The 23,629-nt window shown below is 59.6% G+C and carries 18 protein-coding genes; 1 reads left to right on the top strand and 17 read right to left on the bottom strand.

Going from position 1 to position 23,629, the window contains the following annotated elements:
- Positions 1–14 precede the first annotated feature (14 nt).
- The 7 genes from ACJ8PN_RS13920 to ACJ8PN_RS13890 all read right to left on the bottom strand — a co-directional run bounded on the left by ACJ8PN_RS13920 (position 15) and on the right by ACJ8PN_RS13890 (position 9,958).
- Positions 15–1,424, bottom strand: coding sequence for a sucrose-6-phosphate hydrolase (locus ACJ8PN_RS13920; protein WP_239044599.1), 1,410 nt, complete (start codon positions 1,422–1,424; stop codon positions 15–17).
- The gene (locus ACJ8PN_RS13915; RefSeq protein WP_048325463.1) at positions 1,424–2,794 is read right to left on the bottom strand and encodes a sucrose-specific PTS transporter subunit IIBC; all 1,371 of its coding nucleotides are present in this window, start codon (positions 2,792–2,794) and stop codon (positions 1,424–1,426) included. The genes ACJ8PN_RS13920 and ACJ8PN_RS13915 overlap by 1 nt, the downstream gene beginning before the upstream one ends.
- A 63-nt stretch (positions 2,795–2,857) precedes the next feature.
- On the bottom strand, positions 2,858–4,267 hold the full coding sequence (locus tag ACJ8PN_RS13910) for a carbohydrate porin (protein WP_437189822.1): 1,410 nt from the start codon (positions 4,265–4,267) through the stop codon (positions 2,858–2,860).
- Between the two features lie 194 nt (positions 4,268–4,461).
- Positions 4,462–5,388: an aminoimidazole riboside kinase gene (locus tag ACJ8PN_RS13905; protein WP_351108266.1), complete on the bottom strand. Its 927-nt coding sequence runs from the start codon at positions 5,386–5,388 to the stop codon at positions 4,462–4,464.
- A gap of 178 nt (positions 5,389–5,566) precedes the next feature.
- Positions 5,567–7,093 carry a p-aminobenzoyl-glutamate transporter gene (gene abgT, locus ACJ8PN_RS13900; RefSeq protein ID WP_048325457.1) on the bottom strand — a complete coding sequence of 509 codons (1,527 nt, stop codon included), beginning with the start codon at positions 7,091–7,093 and terminating at the stop codon, positions 5,567–5,569.
- Positions 7,094–7,193: 100 nt separating this feature from the next.
- A complete protein-coding gene (locus tag ACJ8PN_RS13895; RefSeq protein WP_351108272.1) occupies positions 7,194–8,645 on the bottom strand; it encodes a M20 family metallopeptidase in 1,452 nt (483 codons plus the stop codon).
- On the bottom strand, positions 8,642–9,958 hold the full coding sequence (locus ACJ8PN_RS13890; RefSeq protein WP_280631209.1) for a M20 family metallo-hydrolase: 1,317 nt from the start codon (positions 9,956–9,958) through the stop codon (positions 8,642–8,644). The genes ACJ8PN_RS13895 and ACJ8PN_RS13890 overlap by 4 nt, the downstream gene beginning before the upstream one ends.
- A gap of 272 nt (positions 9,959–10,230) precedes the next feature.
- Here ACJ8PN_RS13890 and ACJ8PN_RS13885 point away from each other — a divergent pair, with 272 nt between their 5' ends.
- Positions 10,231–11,127: a LysR family transcriptional regulator gene (locus tag ACJ8PN_RS13885; protein ID WP_015379061.1), complete on the top strand. Its 897-nt coding sequence runs from the start codon at positions 10,231–10,233 to the stop codon at positions 11,125–11,127.
- A 26-nt stretch (positions 11,128–11,153) separates the two neighbouring features.
- Here ACJ8PN_RS13885 and ACJ8PN_RS13880 read toward each other — a convergent pair whose 3' ends face one another.
- The 10 genes from ACJ8PN_RS13880 to ACJ8PN_RS13835 all read right to left on the bottom strand — a co-directional run bounded on the left by ACJ8PN_RS13880 (position 11,154) and on the right by ACJ8PN_RS13835 (position 23,579).
- A complete protein-coding gene (locus tag ACJ8PN_RS13880; RefSeq protein ID WP_351108278.1) occupies positions 11,154–13,277 on the bottom strand; it encodes a TonB-dependent receptor family protein in 2,124 nt (707 codons plus the stop codon).
- Positions 13,278–13,437: 160 nt separating this feature from the next.
- The gene (locus tag ACJ8PN_RS13875) at positions 13,438–14,574 is read right to left on the bottom strand and encodes an ABC transporter substrate-binding protein (protein WP_442535013.1); all 1,137 of its coding nucleotides are present in this window, start codon (positions 14,572–14,574) and stop codon (positions 13,438–13,440) included.
- An 85-nt stretch (positions 14,575–14,659) separates the two neighbouring features.
- Positions 14,660–16,807, bottom strand: a complete 2,148-nt coding sequence (locus tag ACJ8PN_RS13870; protein WP_442535012.1) for a phosphocholine-specific phospholipase C — start codon at positions 16,805–16,807, stop codon at positions 14,660–14,662.
- 123 nt (positions 16,808–16,930) lie between these two features.
- A complete protein-coding gene (gene queF / locus ACJ8PN_RS13865; RefSeq protein ID WP_442535041.1) occupies positions 16,931–17,770 on the bottom strand; it encodes an NADPH-dependent 7-cyano-7-deazaguanine reductase QueF in 840 nt (279 codons plus the stop codon).
- The gene (locus tag ACJ8PN_RS13860) at positions 17,748–18,644 is read right to left on the bottom strand and encodes a queuosine precursor transporter (protein WP_004937338.1); all 897 of its coding nucleotides are present in this window, start codon (positions 18,642–18,644) and stop codon (positions 17,748–17,750) included. The genes queF and ACJ8PN_RS13860 overlap by 23 nt, the downstream gene beginning before the upstream one ends.
- A complete protein-coding gene (locus ACJ8PN_RS13855; RefSeq protein WP_171454767.1) occupies positions 18,645–19,259 on the bottom strand; it encodes a helix-turn-helix domain-containing protein in 615 nt (204 codons plus the stop codon). It lies immediately after the preceding gene.
- Positions 19,260–19,787: 528 nt separating this feature from the next.
- Entirely contained in the window at positions 19,788–21,089 is a 1,302-nt protein-coding gene (locus ACJ8PN_RS13850; RefSeq protein WP_004937343.1) for a cytosine permease, read from the bottom strand.
- 20 nt (positions 21,090–21,109) lie between these two features.
- Positions 21,110–21,799 carry a helix-turn-helix transcriptional regulator gene (locus ACJ8PN_RS13845; protein WP_004937346.1) on the bottom strand — a complete coding sequence of 230 codons (690 nt, stop codon included), beginning with the start codon at positions 21,797–21,799 and terminating at the stop codon, positions 21,110–21,112.
- 27 nt (positions 21,800–21,826) lie between these two features.
- Positions 21,827–22,237, bottom strand: a complete 411-nt coding sequence (locus tag ACJ8PN_RS13840) for a GNAT family N-acetyltransferase (protein ID WP_004937348.1) — start codon at positions 22,235–22,237, stop codon at positions 21,827–21,829.
- A 427-nt stretch (positions 22,238–22,664) separates the two neighbouring features.
- Positions 22,665–23,579, bottom strand: a complete 915-nt coding sequence (locus tag ACJ8PN_RS13835) for an alpha/beta hydrolase (protein WP_171454766.1) — start codon at positions 23,577–23,579, stop codon at positions 22,665–22,667.
- Positions 23,580–23,629: the final 50 nt, after the last annotated feature.

The raw sequence follows: 23,629 nt of genomic DNA, 5'->3' as shown, positions 1-23,629 counted from the left end.
CATCGGAGGATGCGTCATTCTAGCATGCATGGCGTCAGCGGCCAGTATTCCAACGCCAGCGGCGCGCTCCCGCACAGCCGCAGTTGCGGCTCACCCGCCGGGAAGTAGCGTGCGCTCATCACCGCCTCGCCGTGGTTGATGAAAATCTCCACGCTGGAACGATCGAACAGCAGTTGCAGATGCGTGACCGGGCCGCGCCAGTAACGGTGCTCCGGCCGGCCGTCGGTCAGGGAAGCGCGCGTCAGCTGCAGCCTTTCGCCGTCCCAGTTCAGCGTCATCGCGTCGCCAAAGGTTGCGTTGAACGGGCCCTGCGGCGTCAATTGCAGCTCCGCGGCCCCCAGCGCATAGGCGGGGGCGTCATCGGCGCGGCCTTGCCAGCCTGCCCGCTCACCGCGCAGCTGTTGCAGCTCGCGCGCCGGGCGCTGGTGGAGGCGGCCATGCCGCAGCGACAGTTCGCGCGGGCAGGTCATGGTGTGGATCCAGCCGTAACGGCGCGTCGGATGGGCTTCTTCATCTTGCTCGGGCACGCCCATCCAGCCGAACAGCAGGCGGCGGCCATCTTCCGCCAACGTCGTCTGCGGCGCGTAGAACTCGAAGCCGGCGTCCAGCTCGCGGAATTCGCCGTGGCTGAAGGCCGCCTGCCGGTAATCCAGCTTGCCGAGCAGATAACCGGCCTGATAACGGTTGAGATAGCGCTCCGGCTGCGGCGTCAGCCCCTGCGGACAGCAGATCAACACCTCGTCGCCGTCCAACGAGAACAGGTCCGGGCACTCCCACATGTAGCCGAATTCCTCTAAGCCGTTCAGGCCGGAACCGGCGATCTCTCCCAGCGCTTGCCAGTCGCGCAGATCGCTGGAATGAAACAGCAGCACCTTGCCGCGATCCTGCAGGTCACGCGCGCCGAGCACCATGTACCAGTCATTTTGATGACGCCACACTTTCGGGTCGCGTACGTGACCGCTGTAGCCCTCCGGCAGCGGCAGCACCGGCCCGAGTTTGCGATATTCGCCCCGTTCGCTTTCCTGAGCCAGGCATTGGTAAGCGGTGCGTGAGCCGCCTGGGAATTTCACGTTGCCGGTGTAGATCAGCGTGATTTTGCCTTCCGCCACCACCGCCGAGCCGGAGTAACAGCCGTGGCTGTCGTAACAGGCGCCGGGCGCCAGGGCGATTGGCTGGTGCTCCCAACGCAGCAAATCGGCCGACTGCCAGTGTCCCCAGCATTTGTTGCGATGATCGCAACCCAGCGGATTCCACTGATAAAACAGATGATAAACGCCGTTGTGCTGGATAAAGCCGTTGGGATCGTTCAGCAGGCCAACGCTGGGTGCCAGATGCCAGTCCGGTCGGTGCGGATCGCGCAGCGCGAGCGGCTGGCCGTTCATTACCGCCCGCATTGCCTGTTTGATTAAGCTGAGTTCTTCCATCATTGCGCGTCCGTTTTGTATTTCAGCAGTAGGGAGAGGACAAAGGCGCTGCCAAACGCGATCGCCAGACCGATGATATAGCTGACCAGAGAACTGGCCTGCACGATCGCCATGCCGGGGATCGCCGTCAGCCCGACCGCGTTCATGCCGACATGGTTGGCCACCACCCAGGCGCCGCCGAGCGCGCCGCCCGCCAGCGCCGCCAGAAACGGTTTCACGAAGCGCAGGTTGATGCCAAACAGCGCCGCCTCGGTGATGCCGAGCATGGCGGAAAAGGCCGAAGGCACCGCAATGGCTTTGATTTTGGCGTCGCGGGTTTTGAAATAGACCGCCAGGCAGGCGCCGCCTTGAGCGATGTTGGCCATCGACCAGATCGGCAGCAGGAAGTTGACGCCGATATTGGGGTTGCCGAGCAGCCCGGCTTCTACCGCGTGGAAACTGTGGTGGATGCCGGTGATGACGATAGCGGAATAGAGGCCGCCGAACAGCAGCCCGGCTAACCACCCCGCATGAGCAATCAGCGTGCTGAGCACGAAGGAGATACCATCGCCCAGCGCGCGGCCGGCGGGGCCGATAAACAGCAGGGCGACAAAGCCTGAGATCACCACCGTCAGGAACGGCGTCAGGATCAGATCGAGCGCGTTGGGGATCACCTTGCGCAGCCGTTTTTCCAACAGGCTCATGAACCACACCGTCAGCAGCACCGGGAATACCGTGCCCTGGTAGCCGATCATGGCGATGTCCAGACCGAAGAAGTTCATGGTGTGGAACCCTCCGGCGACGCCCCAGGCATTGGTCAGCGCCGGATGCGTCAAAATGCCGCCGAGCGTGGCGCCCAGATAGGGATTGCCGCCGAATTCGCGTGCGGCGGTGAAGCCGATCAGAATCGGCAGAATAATGAACGCCGCCGAGCTGAACATATCCAACATGATGAACAACGCGCTGTTGGCATCGGCCCAGCCGTAGGTTTTCACCATGCCGAGCAGCCCCATCAACAGGCCGGAAGCGACGATCGCCGGGATGATAGGCACGAAGATGTTCGACAGCAGGCGGGCGATGCGCTGCAGCGGGTTGAGCTTTTTCGCCGCGATATCGGCGGCTTCGGCCTTGCTGGATTCGCTGACGCCCGCCGCCTTGATGAATTCCGCATGCACCTTGTTGACCAGCCCGGTGCCGAAGATCACCTGGATCTGGCCGGCGTTGCTGAAGCAGCCTTTAACGCCGTCCAGTTTGCCGATGGCCTCTTTGTCCACCTTGCTGTCGTCCACCAGCACCAGGCGCAGGCGCGTGGCGCAGTGGGCGGCACTGGCGATGTTCTCTTTACCGCCGAGCAGCGGCAACAGCGCGTTGGCGGTTGCGGTAATATCCATGTTGTCCCCTTGCTAAATAAAAATGCCGCTGCGCAGTTTGCGGCGCAGCGACGTGAATCGATGTCAGAAGAAATACTTGAATCTGGCGCGCATGCCGTAACGTTGGTCGTTGTCGCCGTTGGCGATCTTGCTGTCGGCGTTGGCTTCCAGCAGCGAGACATAGGCCCCCAAATACAAATTGAAATTCTTCATATTCATAATGTTAGGTATCTGATACGACGCATGAACGGTGTGGATGTCGTAGTTGCCCGGTTCGCTGAGCGGGTTGTGAATATCGGCGGCGATCCCGGCGGTATTGAACTCTTTGATATTGTTATGGGCATAGATATAACCCAGTTCGAAGCGCCGCCACAGCACGTTGACGCCGGCGGTGAAGTCTTGCTCGCCTGACGCATCCAGGTAGGCGGTGCTCAGGTTGGCCACCACGCCGTTGTCCGGATCGGCGGCGCTGTTGTTCCAGCTCATGGTCATGCCGTAGCCGTTGCGCTTGGATTGATCGACGAAGCGGCCCTGGCTGTCCTGATAGCCGTAGGCGTTATTCACCACGTTGCTTTCCATCGCCGCCGCGATGCTGAAGGCGTCTTTCTTCCAGGCGATCACCGGGCGCAAATAGGCGACGTTTTTCTTATTTTCCAGCGCATTGCCGTGGTAGCTGTTGTCCTGGAACAGCGAGGTGCCGTCTTCCACCAGCGTGTTCAGTTCGAAATAGACATCCCCGGCGTATTTGCTCAGCATCAGGTTGCCGCCGCTGCTGCTACGGCCGCGGCCTTCTTTCATCATGTAGATATAGCCGAAGCCGTCGGCGTACAGGTCGTTGGCGGTATTGCCGGAGTATTGAATGAAGGTGTCCTGATTCAGCGGGAACATGTCGTAGGCTTCGAAGCGGCCGATTTTGGTTTGCCAGTTCTTTTCATTGCCGAAGAAGAAAGCGGCGTCGTCCAGGTTCATTTTGCCGCTCATGTCCGCCAGCGGCTGGACGCTGAAGCCGGAGAAGTTACCGTCCGGATTGCGGCGGTAGCCGTCCAGCCCGACCAGAATGCGGCCGTTGATGTCCCAGCGCTCTTTGTTGCCGGGTTTCCAGTCCTTGTGGTCGCTGCCTTTCAACGACGTCAGCTGGCCGCTGCGGCTGGCGCTGTCCAGGTTGAACTCCACGTCGCCATACAGTTTCAGATCGTTGAAACCGTTCAGTTTCAGCGCGCTGGTCGGAGAGGATTGCGTTTCCAGCGTGGCGGCGCGCTGCGCAACCTGCGCGGTTTGCCTTTCGGTGCTGGCGGTGCGCTGTTCCAGCTGTTGCGCCCGGCGTTCCGCCGCCGTGGCGCGAGTTTCAGCCTGAGCGGCGCGCCGTTCCGCCTGCGCCAGACGTTGTTCCAGCGCGTTGAGACGCGCCTCGATACTGTCGCCGCCCGAGGCCGCTGCGGCAGACGTGGAGAGGAAAAGCCCTGTTGTTATCGCCAAATAGCTGAGTTTTTTCATCATCGTCTATCATCCGGGAAGGGTTGTTATTATTTTTTGCTAAATTGCTAAACCGGTTTTTCATGGCGAAAGATAGCGATCGAGAAGCGGGCTGGCAATCAAGTTTGCTAACCCGATTCAGCTATTGTGATCGAGTACGCAAATCGCGGGTTAAAAGACCACGGCGCTAAGGGGAGCGCCGTGGATGCAGAGAATCAACGCAGGAAAGCCGCCAGCTCGTCGGCGCGGGGCAGGGCGGTCATGGCGCCCTTGGCGGTGGTTGCCAGCGCGCCGCAGGCCTGAGCCTGAGCGATAACCGCCGGCCATTGCGCTTCCTGCGGTAATGCGTGAAGGCGCGCCAGCGCCGCTAACAGCCCGGCGACGAAGGCGTCGCCGGCACCGGTGGTATCGACCGGCACGACAGGCGGCGCGCGGAAATGGCGCAGACGATGCCCATCGTGTACGCAGACGCCGTCGCCGCCCAGCGTCACCAGCAGCAGGCGCAGCGGATAGGTTTGCATCATCCAGCGCATGGCGTTCTCCAGATCGTCAAGATGGCTGATGAAAGCCAGCTCTTCGCGCGACAGTTTCACTACATCCGCCAGCAGCAGCGCCTTTTGCAGGCAGGGGCGCAGGGCTTCCGGCTGGCGCCAGACCTCTTCGCGGATGTTGGGATCGAAACTGACCCGGCCGCCGACTGCCCGCATGCGTTCCATCGCCGTAAAGGCCGCGCTGCGGCTGGGCTCCTGCGACAGCGCGATGGAGCAGAGGTGCAGCCATTCGCCCCGCTGGAAAGCCGGCAGATCGTCGGGCTGCAAAAACAGATCGGCGCTGGGCTGCACCATAAACGTGAATGAGCGCTCACCCTGAAGATCGAGATCCACCACCACCGTGGAGGTGTGGTGTTCGGGATCCGGCCGCATATGGCCGATATCCACCCCTTCATCGCTCAGCACCTGCTGCAGAAAGGCGCCGAAGCCGTCTTGCCCTACCCGGCCGATAAAGGCGCTGTCGCCGCCCAAGCGGGCGATACCCACCGCCACGTTAGCCGGCGCGCCGCCGGGGCATTTGAGATAACCGTTGGCATTTTCCGGCACCAGGTCGATCACGGCGTCGCCCAGCACCCATACGCGATTCATCATGCTTAATCCCTGTTTTTGTCGTTGTCAGATGGTGAGCTAAAATAGAAGAACCGGTTTAGCAAGGCAATGAAATAATCCTCAGAGCCGCTTGGTCAGTGAGGAAGATCAATCTTTCTGCTGGGCTTGGGGAGAAGGGGATCTGCCCCGCGAACCGGCGCGGGGCGAGATAGCGGGGCGTTTAGCCCAGCTTCGGATAGACGCCGGGACCGATTGGCAAGCCTAGCGCATACCAGACCAGCAGCAGCAAAATCCACACGCTGAAGAACACCAAAGGATAGGGCAGGATCAGCACGTAATAGGTGCCGAGCTGTGCGTCTTTGCGGTAGCGCTGCAGGAAGCCGAGGAACAGCGGCAGGAACGGCGACATCGGCGCCAGCGGCAGCACCGCAGAGTCGGCGATGCGGAAGATCATCTGGGCGAACGCCGGGTGGAAACCGAGCAGCATAAACATCGGCACGAAGATCGGCGCCAAAATTGACCAGATCGCCGAGCCGCTGGCGATGAACATGCACAGGAAGGCGGAGAGGAACATCAGGCCGAGAAACGCCGGTGCGCCGCTCATGCCGGCGGCTTCCAGCATATCGGTCAGCCCGACGGCCATAAACTTGCCCATGTTGCTCCAGTTAAAGAACGCCACGAACTGCGACAGCGGAAACACCATTACGATGAAACCCGCCATGCTTTTCATCGGATCGAGCAAGTGGTGGGGAATATCGTCCGGCCGCCGGATCTGTTTGGTGACGACGCCATAGGTAATGGCGACGGTGAAGAAGAACAGGATGATGATCGGCACAATACCCTTGATGAACGGGGAAGGGATCACCGAACCGGTGTTCGGGTCACGCAGCGGCGCGGCCTCCGGCACCACCAGGGCGGCGATGATGGCGATAAACACCAGCGCGGCGATGCCGCTCATCATCAGCCCCCGGTTCTGCAGCGGGGTCAGCGCTGCGATTTTGTCTTCGGTGCCGCCTTGCCACTTCGGCAGACGGGGCTCGATAAACTTGTCGGTGAGCAGCGCGCCGGCGATGGTCAGCACGATCACGGAGGTGGCCATAAAGTACCAGTTGTCGATCACGCTGACGTGAACCGCGCCATCCACCGCTTTGGTGGCTTCGGTGCTGATGCCGGAAAGCAATACGTCAGTGGTGACGATCAACAGGTTGGCGGTAAAGCCGGAGGCGACGCCGGCGATCGCCGCCAGCAGCCCGGCTATCGGGTGGCGACCCACCGCGATAAACATCAGCGCGCCGAGCGGCGGCATCACCACCAGCGCGGCGTCCGACGATATATGGCTGAAGAAGGCGATAAACAGCACCATATAGCTGGCGTAGCGGGCGCTGACGCGCGAGGCCATTTTGTACATCAGCGCCTGCAGCAGGCCGACCTTTTCCGCCAGGCCGGCACCTATCACCAGCGCCAAAATAGCCCCCAGCGGCGCAAAGCTGCTGAAGTTATGGATGATATTGGGAAATATCCACTGCATGCCCGCCACGCTCATCAGGTTATTCACCTTGATGAGCTCGCCGGTGGCCGGATTTTTCACCGCCACGTCGAGCCAGGAAAACAGCGCGGTGGCCAGCATAAGCACCAGGATCAAATAGACGAACAATAAAAACGGATTGGGGATCTTATTGCCGATGCGTTCCACCCAGTAAAAAACGCGTCCGGGGCTTTTATTGATTGGCGTTGTGGCCTCACTCATGATTTTACCCTCTGTGTTTGCTCTGTTGTGTGATTGTTATTATTTGATTTATTTATAATTATTCTTAGTGGCCCGGTTGTCCGGGCCCTGTCTGTTCATGCTATTTCAATGGAGATGGCTTCACCCCCTGCGGGATGGGGCAGCGGTACGGCTGCTCGGCGCGCCGGCGCTCAAACTCGCTGCGGCAGCGCGCCAGCAGGGCGCTGTCGCTCAGCAGATCGACGGCGGTCGCTGCCATCACCTTGCCGGCCAGGCACATGCCCTTATGGGCGATAGCGGTGCGGCCCTGCGCCACCAGTTGCCAGGTGTGCAGCGGAGTGCCGAGTGCGAAACAGGGGCTAAAGCATTGGGCGGTCGGCGCCACCCAGCTCACGTCGCCAACGTCGGTAGAGCCGTACAGCAGATCGTCGGATTCCACATAAGGCGCGACCTCGTCCATCAGCACCTTATCTCCCAACTGCTGCACCCACTCACGTCCGGCCGCGCCGCCGGTGCGGGCAATATTGAGTTTGGCGTTGCGCAGGTCGTCGCGGCTCAGGGTCTGGCGGATTTCTTCGGCGAAGCGGCGCTCGGCGTCGCTGTACTCGGGCAGACCGAAATCACACAGGTTTTGATACATTGCGCGTTCCAGGCTGCGGTTCGGCACATAGTTGGAGCAGGCCTTGTCGAAGCGCACTTCCACCTGGGTGTCAGTCATCAGCGCTGCGCCCTTGGCGATGTTGATCACCCGCTGGTAAATGTCCTGCGCCTGATCGAGCTGCGGCGCGCGGATCAGGTACAACACCTCGGCATCGGCCTGCACCACGTTGGGGGAGCTGCCGCCGGTGTTGGTGACCGCGTAGTGCAACCGCGCTTCCTGCACGATATGTTCGCGCAGGAAGTTGGCGCCGGTATTCATCAGCGTCACCGCGTCCAGCGCGCTGCGCCCCAGGTGCGGCGAGTTGGCGGCATGGGCGGCGACGCCCTTGAAGTGAAACGCCGCCTGGATGTTGGCCAGCGTGCTGGTATTGAACATGCCGCTGAAGCCTTCCGGGTGCCAGGTGAGTGCGGCATCGACGTCATCGAACAGGCCTTCGCGCACCATAAAGGTCTTGCCGGAGCCGCCTTCTTCGCCGGGGCAGCCGTAGAAGCGCAGGGTGCCGCTCAGCCGGTTCTGCTGCATCCACGCCTTGGCGGCGAAGGCGCCCGCCAGCGCGGCGGTGCCCAGCAGGTTGTGGCCGCAGCCATGGCCGTTGCCGTTTTCCACCAGCGGCTGCGGCGTGGCGCAACCGGACCGCTGGCTCAGCCCGGCCAGCGCGTCGTACTCGCCCAGCAGCGCGATAACCGGGTGGCCGCTGCCGTAGCTAGCGATAAACGCCGTCTCAATGTCGCCCACGCCGCGTTCGACCGAGAAGCCTTCCTGTTCCAGCGCATCGGCCAGCAACGTGGCGGAATAGGTCTCGTTAAAGCGCGTTTCCGGGTGGTCCCAAATTGCGTCGCTCAGCGCGCTGAAGCGGGGCTGGCGTTGGTCAATGTAGTCGTCGATAAAGGCCTGCAGTTCTGAGTTGCTCATGCTCCGCTCCCGAATGTCGGCAGGTTCAGCGCCAGCGACGCCAGCGTTTTCACCGCCACCGCCATCACCTGCTCGTTGAAGTCGAATTTCTCGTTATGGTGCCCGGCGCTCAGCTCGGTGCCGAAAATGACGTATGAGGCCTGGCCGCCGCGGGATTTCACCCGTTCCATCATGTAGGTGGCGTCCTCGGAACCCGCAGCCTGTTCGCGGCGATCGACCACCGAGGTCAGCTCGGTTATCTGCTGTGCCTGGCGACGGATGTAATCCACCCACGGTTGGGTCGGTTTGCTGCTCTGCGCCGCGCCCATCAGCGCGATATCGCAGGCGACGCCGTGCATTTTGGCGGCGCCTTCGATGGCGTTCAGCGCCTGTTGATAGACAAACGCGTTGATCTCATTGGTGGCGCCGCGCGTCTCCACCTTCATAAACGCCCGATCGGCGATCACGTTGCGGCCGGTGCCGGCCTGCAGCACGCCGACATTGATGCGCGAGCTGCCTTCGCTGTGGCGCGGGATGGCGTAAAGCCCCAGCGCAGCCTGCGCCGCTGCCAGCAGCGCGTTGCGGCCGTCTTCCGGCTTGGCGCCGGCGTGGGAGGCGACGCCGCGGAAAGTAACGTCCAGCTTGCTGGTGGCCATAAAGCTGTCGCTGCCGCACACCAGCTCACCGGCCGGCACGCCGGTGCCGATATGCACCGCGGTGAAGAAATCGACGTCGTCCACCACGCCGGCCTCCACCATCGATTTTGCGCCGCGTGTGCCTTCTTCCGCCGGCTGGAAGATCAGTTTGACGGTGCCGCGAAGCTGGGACTCCAGGCTTTTGAACACGTGCGCCAGCCCCAGGCCGATGGTGGTATGGCCGTCATGACCGCATGCATGCATCATGCCGCTGTTGCAAGAGGCGAACCCTTCACGGAACGGCAGGTGTTCGGGTTCCAGCAATTCGTTGAGATCGAGGGCGTCCATATCCACGCGATAAGCGATAGTCGGGCCGGGGCGGCCGGTATCGAGCGTTGCGACGATGCCGGCGAAGCCGCCGGAAAAATGCGGCAACCATTTTTCCAACGCCCCCTGATTGCGGGCGCGCTGTTCCTGCGCTTCCAGCTCGGCGGGCGAGGGCAGCCCCATGCGCGCCTCTGCCTTGATGACCTCGCGGCCCAGCTGCAGGCGATAGCCCAGCCGATCGAGTTCTTCCGCCACCAGGGTGGCGGTGCGGAACTCAAACCAGCCGGATTCGGCATAGCGGTGGAAGTCGCGGCGCCAGGCCTGCAATTGCGGGTACAAATCAGCCACCAACATCGAAAGCGAATTAGTCATAGTGATATCTCATAAGTTATCGCGCGCTGGATCGCTCCAGGCAGCAGTTATGCTCTGAACTGAAATCAGACGGTGAAGCTATTGCAAAGAAAAAGGTGCGTTTGGTTACTAACTGCCGTGAATGGCGCTTATTGGCGCAGAAAATGCGCTTAATTAAGCGAAATAAGAATTTGGTTATTTATTATGTTTTTTCCGAATGTACACAATGGAATCTGGCTAAATAAGATGCCAATATCTTGCTATTGATAAACAACGGTTATCGCCTTTCGCCTATGCCAGCCTCGATAAAATTGCACCAATTGCGTGCATTTGTGGACGTTAGTCGCCAGGGCAGCATCCGCGCCGCCAGCCGCACCTCTCGCCTTTCCCAGCCTGCACTGACCAAGGCCATTCAGGAGCTGGAAGAGGTGCTGGGCGCCAAGCTGTTTATTCGCCGTAGCCAGGGGGTGGTATTGACCGACTGCGGCGATAACTTTTTCCAGCATGCCAGCCTGATCCTCGAAGAGCTGCGGGTGGCGCAGGAAGACATTCAGCAGCGGCTGGGGTTGGCGGGCGGCACGGTGAATATCGGCGTTGGTGGCAGCATTGCGCGCACCGTGATGCCGCAGGTGGTCACCCAGTTTCACCGTGAGTATCCCAACGTGAAGGTGCGCATCGTCGAGGGGCAACTGGTGTCGATGATCCCAGAACTGCGCCAGGGCGAGCTGGATTTTACCGTCAACACCTACTACCCCAGCAGCCTCGACAACGAGCTGCAGTATGAACGGCTGATGGAAAAAGAGTATCGGGTGGTGGTGCGCAAAGGGCATCCGATGGAGGGGGCGACCTCGCTGAAACAGCTGCAGCACTGCGACTGGACCATGCCGACGCCGAAAGGCAGTTACTATCGGCTATTGCACGATCTGTTCGGGGACTTGGGCATGGCGCCGTCGATCAGCGTGACCTGCGAGACCTTTATGGCCTGTACCAGTCTGGTGGCGCAGAGCGATTTTGTCAGCATTCTGTCGGTGGACGTGATTTCGGATCCGATTTTGGGCAAGCATTTGGTGCCGCTCGAGCTGGAAGAGCGTCTGCCGAAAGCGACGTTTTATCTTATCCAACGCAAGGACACCACCCTGACGCCGATGGGCGCGCACCTGGCGCGCCTGTTTCGCCTTTACTGTCGGTGATACCGAGGCCCTGCCGGGCCCCGGCATTAGAAGGCGATTGACCCCTGCACGAAGAAGGTGCGCGGTTCGCCGACGTACTTGCCGAAGTTGTTGTCGTTGGAGCGGGTGAAGTAGCGCTGATCGAACAGGTTTTTCACCCCGGCACCCAGCGTCAGGTTCGACAGCTGCGGCCCGAAGTTATATTCCCCGCGCATGTTCCACACCATGTAACCGGCGATATTGCCGAACTGGCCATCGGCGCTTTCCTGCGTGATGTACTCCGGCCCGGTGCCCGGCGAATGCTGTTTCGACTGCGCATAACCGTCCAGATTCCATACCCAGTTGCCGGTGGCGTAACGTGTACCGACGGTATAGACCTGGCGCGAGTAGAACGGCAGATCTTTACCGGCGAAGTCGCCCTTGTCGGTGCTGGCCTTGGTGTAGGTATAGCTGGTGTAGACGCTGGCGCCGTCGAGCGCGCGATTCAGCTCGCTGAGATCGTAGCTGAGTGCCAGCTCGATGCCTTTGTGCTTGGTGGCACCCATGTTGGTCCAGCCCACGTCGTTGCTGATGTACTGCAGCTGGTTATCGAAGTCGATGTAGAACAGCGTGGCCTCGGCCTTGACTACGGTGTCGTCGTAGCGAGTGCCGAATTCATAGGTGTGCGCTTTTTCCGCCGTTAACCCCGGCGCCGGCTGGTTGCCGTTGCCGCCTTTGGTCAGTTGGAAATACTGCATGCTGCCGAACGAAGTGTTGGCGTTGGCGAACAGTTTCCAGGCATCGGACAGGTGGTACATCACGTTCAATGACGGCAGAGGCTCGCTGTAGCTTTTCTTGCGGCTGATATTGTTGAACGAATCGTCCACGTGGGTGCGGATGCTTTCATAACGCAGGCCCGGCGTGACCGTCCAGTTGCCGACGTTAATGGTGTCGTCGATATAGAACGCGTTGGCCGCGGTGCCGCCGGAGGTGTGCTGGTAATAATCCGGGGTCTCCGGCGTCGAGCCGATATTCGCCGGGTTATACCAGGCCGAACGCGACGCCTTTTCATCCATGGTTTCATTCAGGTAGCGGTAACCGAGGGTGATCTCGTGCGCCATATCCCAGAAACGGAAGACCTGCGAGTAACTTGGTTCGATAGCCCAGGTTGAATAGTGGCGCGGATAGGAGACCATGCGCCGCTGGCCCGCGTTTTTGCCTGTGCCTTCCGATTCGATGTTGCTGCCGCGGTAGCTGTCGGTGAAGTAGGTCAACACTTCGAACTGTTTGTCGTCTTCCTGATGTTTGTACTTGAACGACATATCCTTGCGGCGGCCTTCGAACTGGTCCCACGGCCGCGTGGATTGGAACGGGTTTTGCGCGTATTGCGCGGTGCTCAGCCCGCCCGGCATGCCGGCTTTGGCGTCGTAGTAGTGGAAATTGGCCAGCAGCTCGTCACGATCGGTGAACGCATAACGCGTTTTCAGCATGAAATCGTCGATGTCGGTGTTGTCGTTGTTGTCGCGGTAACCCTGGCCGTGCAGCCCGGAGTAGAGCAGTTCGGCGCCGAGGCCGTTGTCTGCGGTGCCGCCCACGGAGGCGCTGGTCAGGGTCTTCAGGCCGCCGTGGCTGGCGCCCTGGGTTTGTACGCTGGCGGTGCCGCCAAACGTTTTGGGAATGTCACGGGTAACGAAGTTGATCACGCCGCCGACGTTCTGCGGCCCGTAGCGTACCGCGCCGCCGCCGCGCACCACGTCCACCGATTGCAGATTACCGATAGACAGCGGGGCCATCGACAGCTGCGGCTGGCCGTAAGGCGCGACCGCCAGCGGGACGCCGTCCATCAGAATGGTGGAGCGTGGAGAAAGACGCGAAGTCAGGCCGCGCACGCCGACGTTAAGCGAGATGTCACTGCCGCCGGTACCGTTGCTGTCGCGCACTTGCACGCCGGGTACGCCGCGCAGGCTATCGGCGATGGTTTGGTCGCCCTGTTCGTGCATTTGCTGCTGGGTGACGATGGAACGCGCGCCCGGATGGTTGAGCAGCACCGAACTGGTATCAGGGTTGTCCAGCCAGTTGCCGACGACGGTCACGGTGTCGGTATCGTTCTGAGATGAGTTATCAGTAGCAAGGACAGGGAATGCGATGGCGATGGAAGCCGTCAGCAGAGAAAGCCGAAAAAGAGGTGACATAATAATGCCTTAAGAGTTTCAGACCCGGATGTGTTTTTTTAGAAAAGACAATCTTAATGATAATTATTGGCAAGTAAATAGAATTGTTACGGGATAGTTAAGCGGGTAACTAAATAATGAATGCGGGAGACAGGGCCCGGCTGGCGGGCCCTGGCGGGGGCTATTGCGGCGTAAGCCAGAAGACGCCGCTGTAATCCAGCGCGGTGAATTTCTGGTGCACCATTTCGATATCCGCTTGCGGATCAATATCTTTAAACAGCGCCGGGTGCAGGAACTTGGCGATCGCCTCAACCGCGATAAAGTTGAGCGGCGTGTCGTAAAATTGATGGTAAATCGCCATCACGCGTTTTTCTTTCACCGCTTTCAGCACGTTAATGCCGGTGCGATCCAGCAGGTGCGCCAGTTTCTTTTGGCTGGTGGCCATATCGGTGGCGTAACCCAGCGGCACCGCCAGCGTGCCGCGATGCCCGCGGCTCCAGTCGGCGCCGGTCAGCAGATAGAAATCCGGGTTGCTGCTGATCACCTGTTCGACGTTCACTTCACCGCCCATGTCTGAAAACAGCGTGCTGCCGATATTATTGCCGCCGGCGGTCTCGATGAACTGCCCGAAGCTGCCTTTGCCGAAGGTGTTGCAGCACTGTTCGCCTTTGATGCCGGCGCTGCGCTCGATGAAGACGCTGGGGCGTTGCCCCGGTTTTAGCGTGGCGACCCGCTGCCGCACCAGCTCGAGGCGCTGCTGATAGAGACGGATGAAGGCGTCGGCATTGGGCTGCTCGTCAAATACTTTACCCAACAGCGCCATGCTGGCGACGGTGTTGGTCAGCGGCTGTTGGCGAAAATCGATGATCAGCACCGGGATGCCGACTTTTTCCAACTGGGTCAGCACGCCACTGTCTTTCAATTTGCTCAGCAGGCCAATGTCGAAAATGATCAGATCCGGTTGACGCACCACCGCGCTTTCCACGCTGAAATCACTGGTGTAGGGGTTGTCGAAGGTAGGGATCTGCATGACCTGTGGGAATTTTTTCGCGTAGGCTTCAACCAGATCCGGCGCTTTGACCTTCAGCGAGTTGTCCCAGGCGATGATGTTTTTCAGCGGCTCCTGCGGATGCAGAATATTCAGCGCCAGCAGCGCGCGGGCATCGGCCAGGATAACGCGTTTGGCCGGTTGCGGCAGGGTGACCTGGCGGCCGGTGACATCGGTGACGACGATCGGCGCGGCTTGAGCGGCGCCGGCCAACAGTAAAACGCAGGCGGCCAACCAGCGGCCGGCTTTGGCGATAAGAACAGCGGGCATGAAGATCCTTGGGTAATCGGCAAAGAACGAGAACGCAATGATAAGCGATATCCTTTCGATTTTTGAACTCCCTCGATGCCGATAGTTACTCATGGCCCATCAGCGGGTCGCTGACGCTGTGTTCGCCATCTTCCAGCCGCCCCGCCAGGCGGCGCAGCCAGCCCCCGGCGCTTTGCAGCGTAATATCGTACCAACCGCCGCTGGCGCGGGCGTCAAACGCTTGCTGATGGCTGCCGCCCGCAGGCAGCGTGATAGGCCACGGGCCTTGCTGCGTGTAAGGGCAGCGTTCGAGGGTGACCGTTATCGCTTCGGGGGCCGGGTTATTCAACTGCAGCAGCAGGTTGCGGCCCGTCGGGCGCAAACGCACCTCCGGCTGAGGCCGGCTCAGGGCGCCGCGCAACTCACGATGAAAGCCGTTGGGGCCAAGCAGCCACAGATGGTACTCATTCTCCGTTTGCCAGTCGTCGCTGACCGCCTTGCCCGCCTCGACGGTAAAACGGCGCGGGATCTGCGCCAGATCGCGCCGGTCGTAGACGTGAAACACCGCTCCCTGCTCGCCGGTATTGAACAGGTTCAGCGTCACGCGGCGTTGCTCGGCCGCGACGCTGGCCTCGACGTGCAGTTGGTAGGGCAACGCGCGGGAAGGGCGTGCCAGGCGGCGTTGGTGGGGTAAACGCTGGTGGGCCGGCGATGGCAGCGGTACTTGCGGCAGCTGTTCCTGACGCTGGCGCAGGCCGTCGGCGGCGTGGCGGCTTGTGGCGGGCAGGCTCGGCAGCGCTTCGCCGTTAGGATCGACAAAGTTGAACGCCGAAGTGAGATCGCCGCACACCGCGCGGCGCCAGGCGCTGATGTTGGGTTCATGCACCTGAAAGCGCTTTTCCAAAAATTGCAGCACCGAGGTGTGATCGAAAACCTGCGAATTGACCCAGCCGCCGCGGCTCCAGGGCGACAGCACCAGCATCGGCACCCGCGGGCCGGGGCCGTAGATGCGGCCATCCGGCGGCGGTTGATCCTGCGAGCCGGGTGGCGCCACGTGCTGGAAGATCTCGGTGTCGAACGGCACCGTCGATTTACCGGCGAAGCTGCCGTCTTCGCGCAGCGACGGCGCGGAAGGCGAAGGCATATGGTCAAAAAAGCCGTCGTTTTCGTCGTAGTTGGCCAGCAGAACGGTTTTACTCCACACCTCCGGGTTGTCGGTCAGCGCGTTGAGGATCTCTTGGGTGAACCAGCCGCCCTGTACCGGGCTGGAGGGATCGGGGTGTTCCGAATAGGCCGCCGGCGCGATGATCCAACTGACCTGCGGCAGTTTGCCCTGCTGCACGTCGGCGCGGAATCCGGCCAGCATGGCGTCCAGATCGTTGCCGTCGGCGGCCGGCAGGGTGTTGCCGTTGCCTTTGTACAGCGGTGCGGCCTCGTTGAGCGCATCGCTATAAGGCACGAAAGCGTTGAAGTCTTTCGGTGGCCACGCCGGGTTGCCCACTTGAATGCTGGCGGCGCGGTATTGGCGAAAACCCGCCAGCGGGTTGTCGGTAAAGTTGTCCGGCAGGAATTGATACACCTTCCAGCTGACGCCGCTTGCCTCCAGCCGTTCCGGATAGGTTGTCCACTGGTAGCCGCTGTCCGCCGGGCCGGGGCTGTCCCATTCGTTGACCACCACCGCCACGTCGGCGGCGGACGGGCCGTTGGTGCCGGTCCAGTGGAACAGCCGGTTGGTGTTGGTGCCGGCGTGGATGGAGCAGTGATAGGCATCGCACAGGGTGAAGGCGTTGGCCAGCGCAAACTGGAACGGCAGCTCCTGCTGGCGGTAGTAGCCCATCGAGGCCGGCGTTTTGTAGGTGGGCCAGGCGCTCATGCGGCCGTGATCCCAGGCGGCTTGCTCATCCACCCACGAGTGCGGCGTGCCGGTGACGCGCTGGGCGTTGCCGCGTTTGCTGTCCAGATGGTAGGGCAGCACCAGCCGTTCGGCGCCCTGTTGCTGCCAGACCAGGCGATCGCCGGGCAGTGGAATGGTAAAGCGATCGCTGAAGCCGCGCACGCCCGGCAGGGTGCCGAAGTAGTGATCGAAAGAGCGGTTCTCCTGCATCAGGATCACCACGTGTTCGACGTCGCGCAGGGTGCCGGTGCGGTTATTGGCGGGAATGGCCAGCGCTTTGCGAATCGAGGCGGGCAACAGCGAGAACGCCGATCCGATGGCGGCAGCCCGCAGGATGTCTCTGCGAGAAAGGTCAGGCATGCGTCGTTAATCTCCGTCAGTGTGCTTTGAAGATAGCCGCTGACGACGATAATGGCGAAAAATAACAGGGAGATGAAAGCGAGAGAAACAATGCTCCCTGGCGGGAGCATTGGGGGACGAGGCTTACTGTCTGATCAGGCGGCCGAGCGTCGGCGCCGTTTCGAAATCGCTGCGGAAGGGGTTGATGTCCAGGCCGCCGCGGCGGGTGTAGCGCGCAAACACGCTGAGTTTTTCCGGGCGGCAGCTCTGCTTGATGTCGTTGAAAATGCGCTCGACGCACTGCTCGTGGAATTCGTTGTGCTGGCGGAAGGAGATCAGGTAACGCAGCAGGCTTTCACGATCGATTTGGCGGCCTTCATAGCGGATCACCACGCTGCCCCAGTCCGGCTGATTGGTGACCAGGCAGTTGGATTTCAACAGATTGGAAGACAGCGTCTCCGCTACGTGCTCCCCTTGATCGGCCGCGCCGCTCAGGTATTCCGGTTTGAAGGCGAAGTCGTCGACCGCGATATCCAGATCGTCGATGTTGATGCCCGGCAGACGATCGATCTGCGCCGGATAACCTTCCAGACCCGGATAGAGCTTGACGCTGACCTGGCCGTTGGCCGCCTGCGACAGATCCTTCTGCATGGCGGCGCTCACCTGTTCCACGCTGTCGAAGCGCGTTTGGTTGAAGCTGTTGAGATACAGCTTGAACGATTTGGATTCGATCAGGTTCGACGAGGAATGCGGGAAGGTAAATTCGCCGATGCCCACCACCGGCTTGCCCTTGGCGTTGAGCCAGGACAGCTCGAAGGCGGTCCAGAGATCAAAGCCGCTGAACGGCAGTTGCCGCTCGTCCACGCCGATCAGATCGCGGCCGCGGGCACGCGGCAAGGCTTCGAGCAATGCGGGAGCATATTGATCCGGATAATCGGAGTTCGCGCCAAGATGGGTGATTTTATCTTGCTTTTGGATATGCATATTCATTGCCCTTTGCTTGTTCGGTATTGATGTAGCGATTAAACAGACTGCGGGTGGCGTAGATCGGCCCGACGCCCAGCAGGGCGTAAACCACCTTGATCAGGAACTGCGACAGGATCATGGTTTTGATGATGTCCCAGCTCAGCACGTTATAGAACGCCAGCGTACAGAACACCACGCTGTCGATGGCCGAAGCCACTACGGTGCTGGTGATCACGCGCACAAACAGGTAGCGGGAATTGGTCAACTCTTTGATTTTGCAGAGCAGGTAGGAGTTGACGTTTTCGGAGATCAGATAGGCCGCCGATGAAGCCACCAGCACCGCCATGATGCTGTGCACGATGCCGTTGTAGGTCTCGCTGTACTCCCACTGCGGAATGCTCGGCACCAGCGTCGTTACCCAAACGCCCAGGACGAAGGTCAGATTGGCGATAAACGAGATGATGATGGTGCGCCTGGCCAGCCGTAAGCCATAGAATTCGTTGAGGATATCCACCAGAATGAACGTGAGCGGGTAAATGAAGATCGCCGGCGGCGTGATGAGATTCAGCACCGGGATTTGGATCGGCTTGACGCCGCACAGCGTTGAGAAAATATAAATCACGCTGAGCGCCACGGTAATAATCAGGTAGGCGTACCAGGATCGTTCATGGCGATCGCTGAGCTCGTAGGCGGTTTTTTGTTGGTTGTCACCATAGAGTTTACGGTACAGCGCCTGCAGCTCATGCCGGCTTAAATCTTCTGATATTTCGCTGTCGGCCAGCTCATTCAGCCCCATGGTGATGGTTTTGCCGGTGGCCAATACCATGACATTGGCCGCGATGGTGCCATGCCGGGTGAAGCCCAACAGCTTGAACTTCTGATTCGGTTCCATTTATAGCCTTTCTCCAACGATGTAACCCAGGAATTGCACGGTGTCCTGAGGGCGTTTGTCCATGCTTTCGCTGTCTTTGTCGTCAACCACAAAGAAGCCGCTTTTTCCCGAGTGATACAGCAAAGGCGAATCGCAAATCAGTGCCGGCGGGCGTTTGATGATGATGACTTCGCCGGGAATAAATGACCCTTTAATTTCGGTCTCTATTTTCATTGCCAACATGTTCGACTCATCGCCGAAGAAATAAGTCAAAGGGAACTCAGTGACCAGTTGCCCGATCTTGCGCTGCGAGACGGCCAGATAGCGCGACTGCGGGATTACCGGAATGGCGGAAGGGTTCTTGTTGCCTTCGGTGGACAGCGTTTCGTTAAGCAGCTCCAGCTTTTCCAGATCGTAATCTTCGATCTCTTCACAGGAGACACCGAAGAAATCGGAGATCCGATTCACGGTGGATTGCTGAACGTTGTTCACTCTTCCGTCAAGAATTTTGTAGAGAGTCGTGCGCGTCAGGCCGCTACGATTGGAAAAGGAAGCCTTGGTTTCACCGCGGGTACGCATCAGATATTCAATATTTTTAATGATGTTGATTTTGCGCTGTGCGTTGGTGGTTTTCATTGGCTGTCCTTACAAACATTACGCAGGCTTCACTATATCTTACGCATTGGCGTTGTCCAGATAAAAAGGCGCAGGCGAGCAGGTAACGAACTGATTATTAGCAGTAATTATTGTTTTCCGTCAGCCGTTTAGCGCAATGATATCAGCGGAGGCGGTCTGATTCCTCTGCGCGAAAGATAAAGCCGTGCAAATCAATTGATTAGGTTTTTCTTATGGAAAAGTGAACACAAAAGCCGGTTTTATGTTTACTTTTATGTTGACCAAAGCCGATTTCATGGGCTACTGTTCATGCAAGCTGAAGTTTCTCTTTACGATCAAAACACGGAAGCCGACGGTTTTTATAATAAAAAGCTCAGAGGGGCGTTGCCACACTCTGAGCATAATGGATAGCTTGCTACCGACACCAGGGACCTTAACCACCATGGCCGTTTGTCTGCGCGATCGGCTCATTCTTTTGCATTGAATCCCCTTTTCGAGCGCCTAACACTCCCCCGTTACCGGAGGAGTGCATTACCGCGTTCACGAAAATCAGAGCGATTTCTGTGATGCCAGCGGTTTTTGCGCCCGGCTGAAGACCAGTTTAAGCAGCCAATACAGCAGGCTGGCAGCGACCAGAGAATTGATGGTTGGTACGCCCCATTCGGTCGCCAGGCCAACGGCGCCGCCGGCGATGCTGGCGACGATCGCCGCCCAGCCGATAGTTGGCGTTTCGTTCGGCAGCTGGCCGGTCCGGCGGCTCTCATCCAGGATCTTACGGTGGCTGCGCAGCAGATAATAGTCCACCAGCATGATGCCGATAATCGGCGGGAAGACCACGCCAAGCACCGTCAGGAAGTCGACAAAGCGGTCAAGAATGCCCAGCACCGACAGGGTGGTGCCCAGAATACCGATCACCAGCGTAGTGTAGGTGTACTTCAGCTTCTTGCCGGTGATGCCTTCCACCGCATTGACGATGCCCAGCGAAGAAGAGTACAGGTTGAGATCGTTGACGCGCAGGGTGGAGAACACCACCACCAGCAAACCGGCGCCGCCGGCCGCTTGCGACATGATGGTGACCACATCCGCGGTGCCCAGGGTTTTGGCGATCAGGATCGCCAGGCCGTTCACCACGAACTCGCCGGCGATAATGGTGAAGAGCGTGACGCCGAGCACGTGCTTGCCGTTTTTGGAGTAACGGGTCAGATCGGGGGTCATCAGGCTGGCCACGATGGCGCCGCCGACGACGATGGTGATGCCGGCGCTGATGGTCAGCGGTTCACCCGGCGGCGCCAGCTGGATGATCTCCTGCAGGTTATGGCCGGAAAGCGCGGTCACCGAAATATAGGCCACCAGCATGATGAACATCGGCACCGCGATACGGGCGGCGATGCGCAGCGCCTTGAAGCCGAACGCCACCAGGATGGTCAATAGCGTGCCCGAGAGCCCGGCAGCCAGGCCGAAGCCCAGCTTATTGCCGAGCGCGAAGTCGAGCGACTTGGCGAAAATGGCGTTCTGAATGCCGAACCAACCCAGCAGGCTGACGGCAACCACCACGCCTATCAGCACCGAGCCCAGACGGCCGAAGCCGCACCAGCGCGCCAGCAGGCTGCCGGAAATGCCTTCGCGCATGCCCGCCAGCCCCAGGCCGTAGGTCACCACGCCGAAGATCAGGCTGCCGACGAAGATGGCGGTGAAGGCGTCAATCAGCGTCATGGAATTGCCGAGTACGGCGCCGAGCATGAACTGGTCCAGTGCGGTCAGCATGCCCATATGCACGATGGCCACGCTTAAAAACGAAACTCGTTTATCCTGCGGCACCCGGGTGAGCGGATAATCTTCGATCTTTATCACGGTGAGATCTTCCTTGCGGTTCAAATAAACTGAATGCCTTTGGTTATCAGGCGATCGGGAATGTAGTTATCCAGATTGGCGTATTTGCAGTATTCCTCAAATTGCTGCTGAGTATGCACGTTGGCCTTCTGGTAAATGTTATAAATGCGGTTTTCGATGGTCTTATTGCTGACATTATAGATTTTGGCGATCTCTTTCACCGTAAATCGTTGCAGCATAAGGAAAATAACATCGAGTTCGGCACGGGTGAACAGCTCGTTATTGACTTCGGTGGTCAACACGCTGGGTTTTTGCTGATTGATGTACTTCAGCGGCGACAGGCTGTTCATCGGCTTGGCGTTCCAGATCACGCCAATCACCTGTTTGTCATCGTTGTACACCGGCAGCTTTTCGCTGATAAACGGCGTCAGGCTGTCTTTGCCGTACCAGTAGTGCGTTTCTATGACCGTGACCCGATCGCGCGCCGCTTCGGTCATCTTGTCATGCTCGATAAAGTCGGCGGCGGAGTCGGCCCAGTCGGCGGGGAACTCGTGGTCATATTTGCCGGCGACGTCGAAATTCAGCGGCGTATTGGTATAGAGATAAGCGGCGCGGTTCATATAGAGGTGGCGGGACAGGTGGTCTTTGATGCCCCAGGGTTCGCTCAGGTGCTCCATCATGGTGATGAGGCCCTTAAAATAAGATTCATTATTTTTATGTGATGAACCCATACCCACCTCTGTGCCGCTCAGGCCGCGTTACAGGCTTTTAGCCAGATAATGGCGGGTGTGGCGATGCGCATAGTCGCCCAGCTCGCCGTAGACCCGGTAGCCCAATTTTTCGTAGAAGCCTCTGGCCTGGAAATCGAAGGTATCGACATAGGCCATATGGCAACCGCGCTTGCGGGCTTCTTCTTCGGCCAACTCCATCAATTGGCGGCCATAACCGCTTTTGCGGCATTGATCGCCAACCCACAGATACTGCACTTCCAGGCCGCCCCACCAGGTGCGCGCGACCAGGCCGCCGACGATCTGCTGGTTGTCGTCGGTAACGGTCAGGAACAGCGGGTGAATGTCTACGGGCTGGGTTTTGTGATTGTGCGCCCAAAGGCTGTCTATAACGAACTCTTCATCCTGCGGGTTGGGTTTGTCGGTGATATTAATATTCATTTTTAATATAATTCCCTGATTTAATTATTCAAAACTGAACTAGGCGCTTTCGCCCCAACCGCTTCTAATATCACTTTCGTTAATGTATTTCAAGGGTGGTTTTCACCCTTTTCCGCCTGGTGAACGGGCGCTTATGATAGGCGCCACAGGGAGAAGAAAATAGTGAAACAGGCGGTATTAAAACGCTGAAATGCCCTGCTTACACCATCTTTTCCTACTTGCGCCTCACCAGGGCCCCACCGGGAAAACTGCAGTACTGTATGGCTCCACCGGATAGAGCAAGCTCACTTGCCGACGGGGGAGCCACTTTGTTTTTTGACGCGCCCGCCCGCGGCCACCGTTCTCTGTCTCAGATATTAAACACTCTTCTTATCAGAAGATATGCGCCGCAGATGAAAATGTGGCCGATACCTTCTGAGCCGCGAATTCAGTCTTCTGCGATGACGCTTCCCAGCGCCGGCTCGATGGTCGCGCCCAGCATGGCGCCGTGCCCTAAGGCGGGCCATTCCCGATAGCCGACGGTGAAACCGTCGAGCTGCGCCAGCTGTTCGGCCAGCAAATGCGTTGCGTCCGCCGGCAGAGCGGGGCTCTTTACACCGGGCGGGGCCGCGCGATCGCGTTCCGCCAGGCCAACCCACAGTTGCAGCCTTATCGCCGGCGCCGCGCGCCGTTCCGTCATCCGCTGCGCTTCTTGCAGGATCATGCCGTTGCCCCACCACAGCGAGGGTTCCACGGCGATATAGCGCTGAAAGGCTGCAGGATGGGTAAACAACGTGTGCAGAACGAAGAGCCCGCCGTAGGAGTGCCCCCACAGCGTCTGCCGCTGCGGATCGACCGCCAGTCTGGCGGCGATCGCCGGTTTGATCCGAGTTTCAATCAATTGCAGGAACGCATCCGCGCCCCCGCCAGCCCGCGGCGGTGTCTTCATGCCTGCCGGCAGAGGGAGCGTATAGTCGTAGGCGCGGCCGGCGGCATCGATGCGCAGATCGTTGTCATAGCCGATCATGACCAGCACCGGCGGCCGCTTCGCCGCTGCCAATTTGGCCAGTAAGGCGGCGTTTAACTCCATCAGCACCGCGTTGCCGTCGAGGAAATAAACCGTTGGATAGCCGCCCGGCTCAGGCGCCCGATGCGGTTGGGCGATGCGAACGCGGTAATGCCGTCGGCCATCGGCGGAGGTGAAGCGCAGGTCGCTGAAGCGGTAATCCGCAGAATCGCTATCGGCTACGGTAGTGCCGATCTTGCGTTCCAAATCGGGCCTGGCCAGCACGGAACCCGGCAGCCAAAGGCCGATGGCGAGCGCCAGAAGCGCAGAGATAACATGCCGGTTGGACAAAAACATGCGGGTTAACACCTTCGGAAAAAGGCCGATAGTAGCATCCGTTCGCGCCC

The organism is Serratia sp. CY76391 (assembly GCF_052166695.1).
In the GTDB taxonomy this organism is placed as follows: domain Bacteria; phylum Pseudomonadota; class Gammaproteobacteria; order Enterobacterales; family Enterobacteriaceae; genus Serratia; species Serratia nematodiphila.
The sequence above is the reverse complement of the archived record's forward strand: the minus strand, read 5'-3'. Positions and strand labels throughout refer to the sequence as shown.

Bases quoted from the DNA above. Each gene is read 5' to 3' on its own strand.
- ACJ8PN_RS13920 (WP_239044599.1), bottom strand. From the start codon at position 1,424: ATGGAAGAACTCAGCTTAATCAAACAGGCAATGCGGGCGGTAATGAAC.
- ACJ8PN_RS13915 (WP_048325463.1), bottom strand. From the start codon at position 2,794: ATGGATATTACCGCAACCGCCAACGCGCTGTTGCCGCTGCTCGGCGGT.
- ACJ8PN_RS13910 (WP_437189822.1), bottom strand. From the start codon at position 4,267: ATGAAAAAACTCAGCTATTTGGCGATAACAACAGGGCTTTTCCTCTCC.
- ACJ8PN_RS13905 (WP_351108266.1), bottom strand. From the start codon at position 5,388: ATGATGAATCGCGTATGGGTGCTGGGCGACGCCGTGATCGACCTGGTG.
- abgT (WP_048325457.1), bottom strand. From the start codon at position 7,093: ATGAGTGAGGCCACAACGCCAATCAATAAAAGCCCCGGACGCGTTTTT.
- ACJ8PN_RS13895 (WP_351108272.1), bottom strand. From the start codon at position 8,645: ATGAGCAACTCAGAACTGCAGGCCTTTATCGACGACTACATTGACCAA.
- ACJ8PN_RS13890 (WP_280631209.1), bottom strand. From the start codon at position 9,958: ATGACTAATTCGCTTTCGATGTTGGTGGCTGATTTGTACCCGCAATTG.
- ACJ8PN_RS13885 (WP_015379061.1), top strand. From the start codon at position 10,231: ATGCCAGCCTCGATAAAATTGCACCAATTGCGTGCATTTGTGGACGTT.
- ACJ8PN_RS13880 (WP_351108278.1), bottom strand. From the start codon at position 13,277: ATGTCACCTCTTTTTCGGCTTTCTCTGCTGACGGCTTCCATCGCCATC.
- ACJ8PN_RS13875 (WP_442535013.1), bottom strand. From the start codon at position 14,574: ATGCCCGCTGTTCTTATCGCCAAAGCCGGCCGCTGGTTGGCCGCCTGC.
- ACJ8PN_RS13870 (WP_442535012.1), bottom strand. From the start codon at position 16,807: ATGCCTGACCTTTCTCGCAGAGACATCCTGCGGGCTGCCGCCATCGGA.
- queF (WP_442535041.1), bottom strand. From the start codon at position 17,770: ATGCATATCCAAAAGCAAGATAAAATCACCCATCTTGGCGCGAACTCC.
- ACJ8PN_RS13860 (WP_004937338.1), bottom strand. From the start codon at position 18,644: ATGGAACCGAATCAGAAGTTCAAGCTGTTGGGCTTCACCCGGCATGGC.
- ACJ8PN_RS13855 (WP_171454767.1), bottom strand. From the start codon at position 19,259: ATGAAAACCACCAACGCACAGCGCAAAATCAACATCATTAAAAATATT.
- ACJ8PN_RS13845 (WP_004937346.1), bottom strand. From the start codon at position 21,799: ATGGGTTCATCACATAAAAATAATGAATCTTATTTTAAGGGCCTCATC.
- ACJ8PN_RS13840 (WP_004937348.1), bottom strand. From the start codon at position 22,237: ATGAATATTAATATCACCGACAAACCCAACCCGCAGGATGAAGAGTTC.
- ACJ8PN_RS13835 (WP_171454766.1), bottom strand. From the start codon at position 23,579: ATGTTTTTGTCCAACCGGCATGTTATCTCTGCGCTTCTGGCGCTCGCC.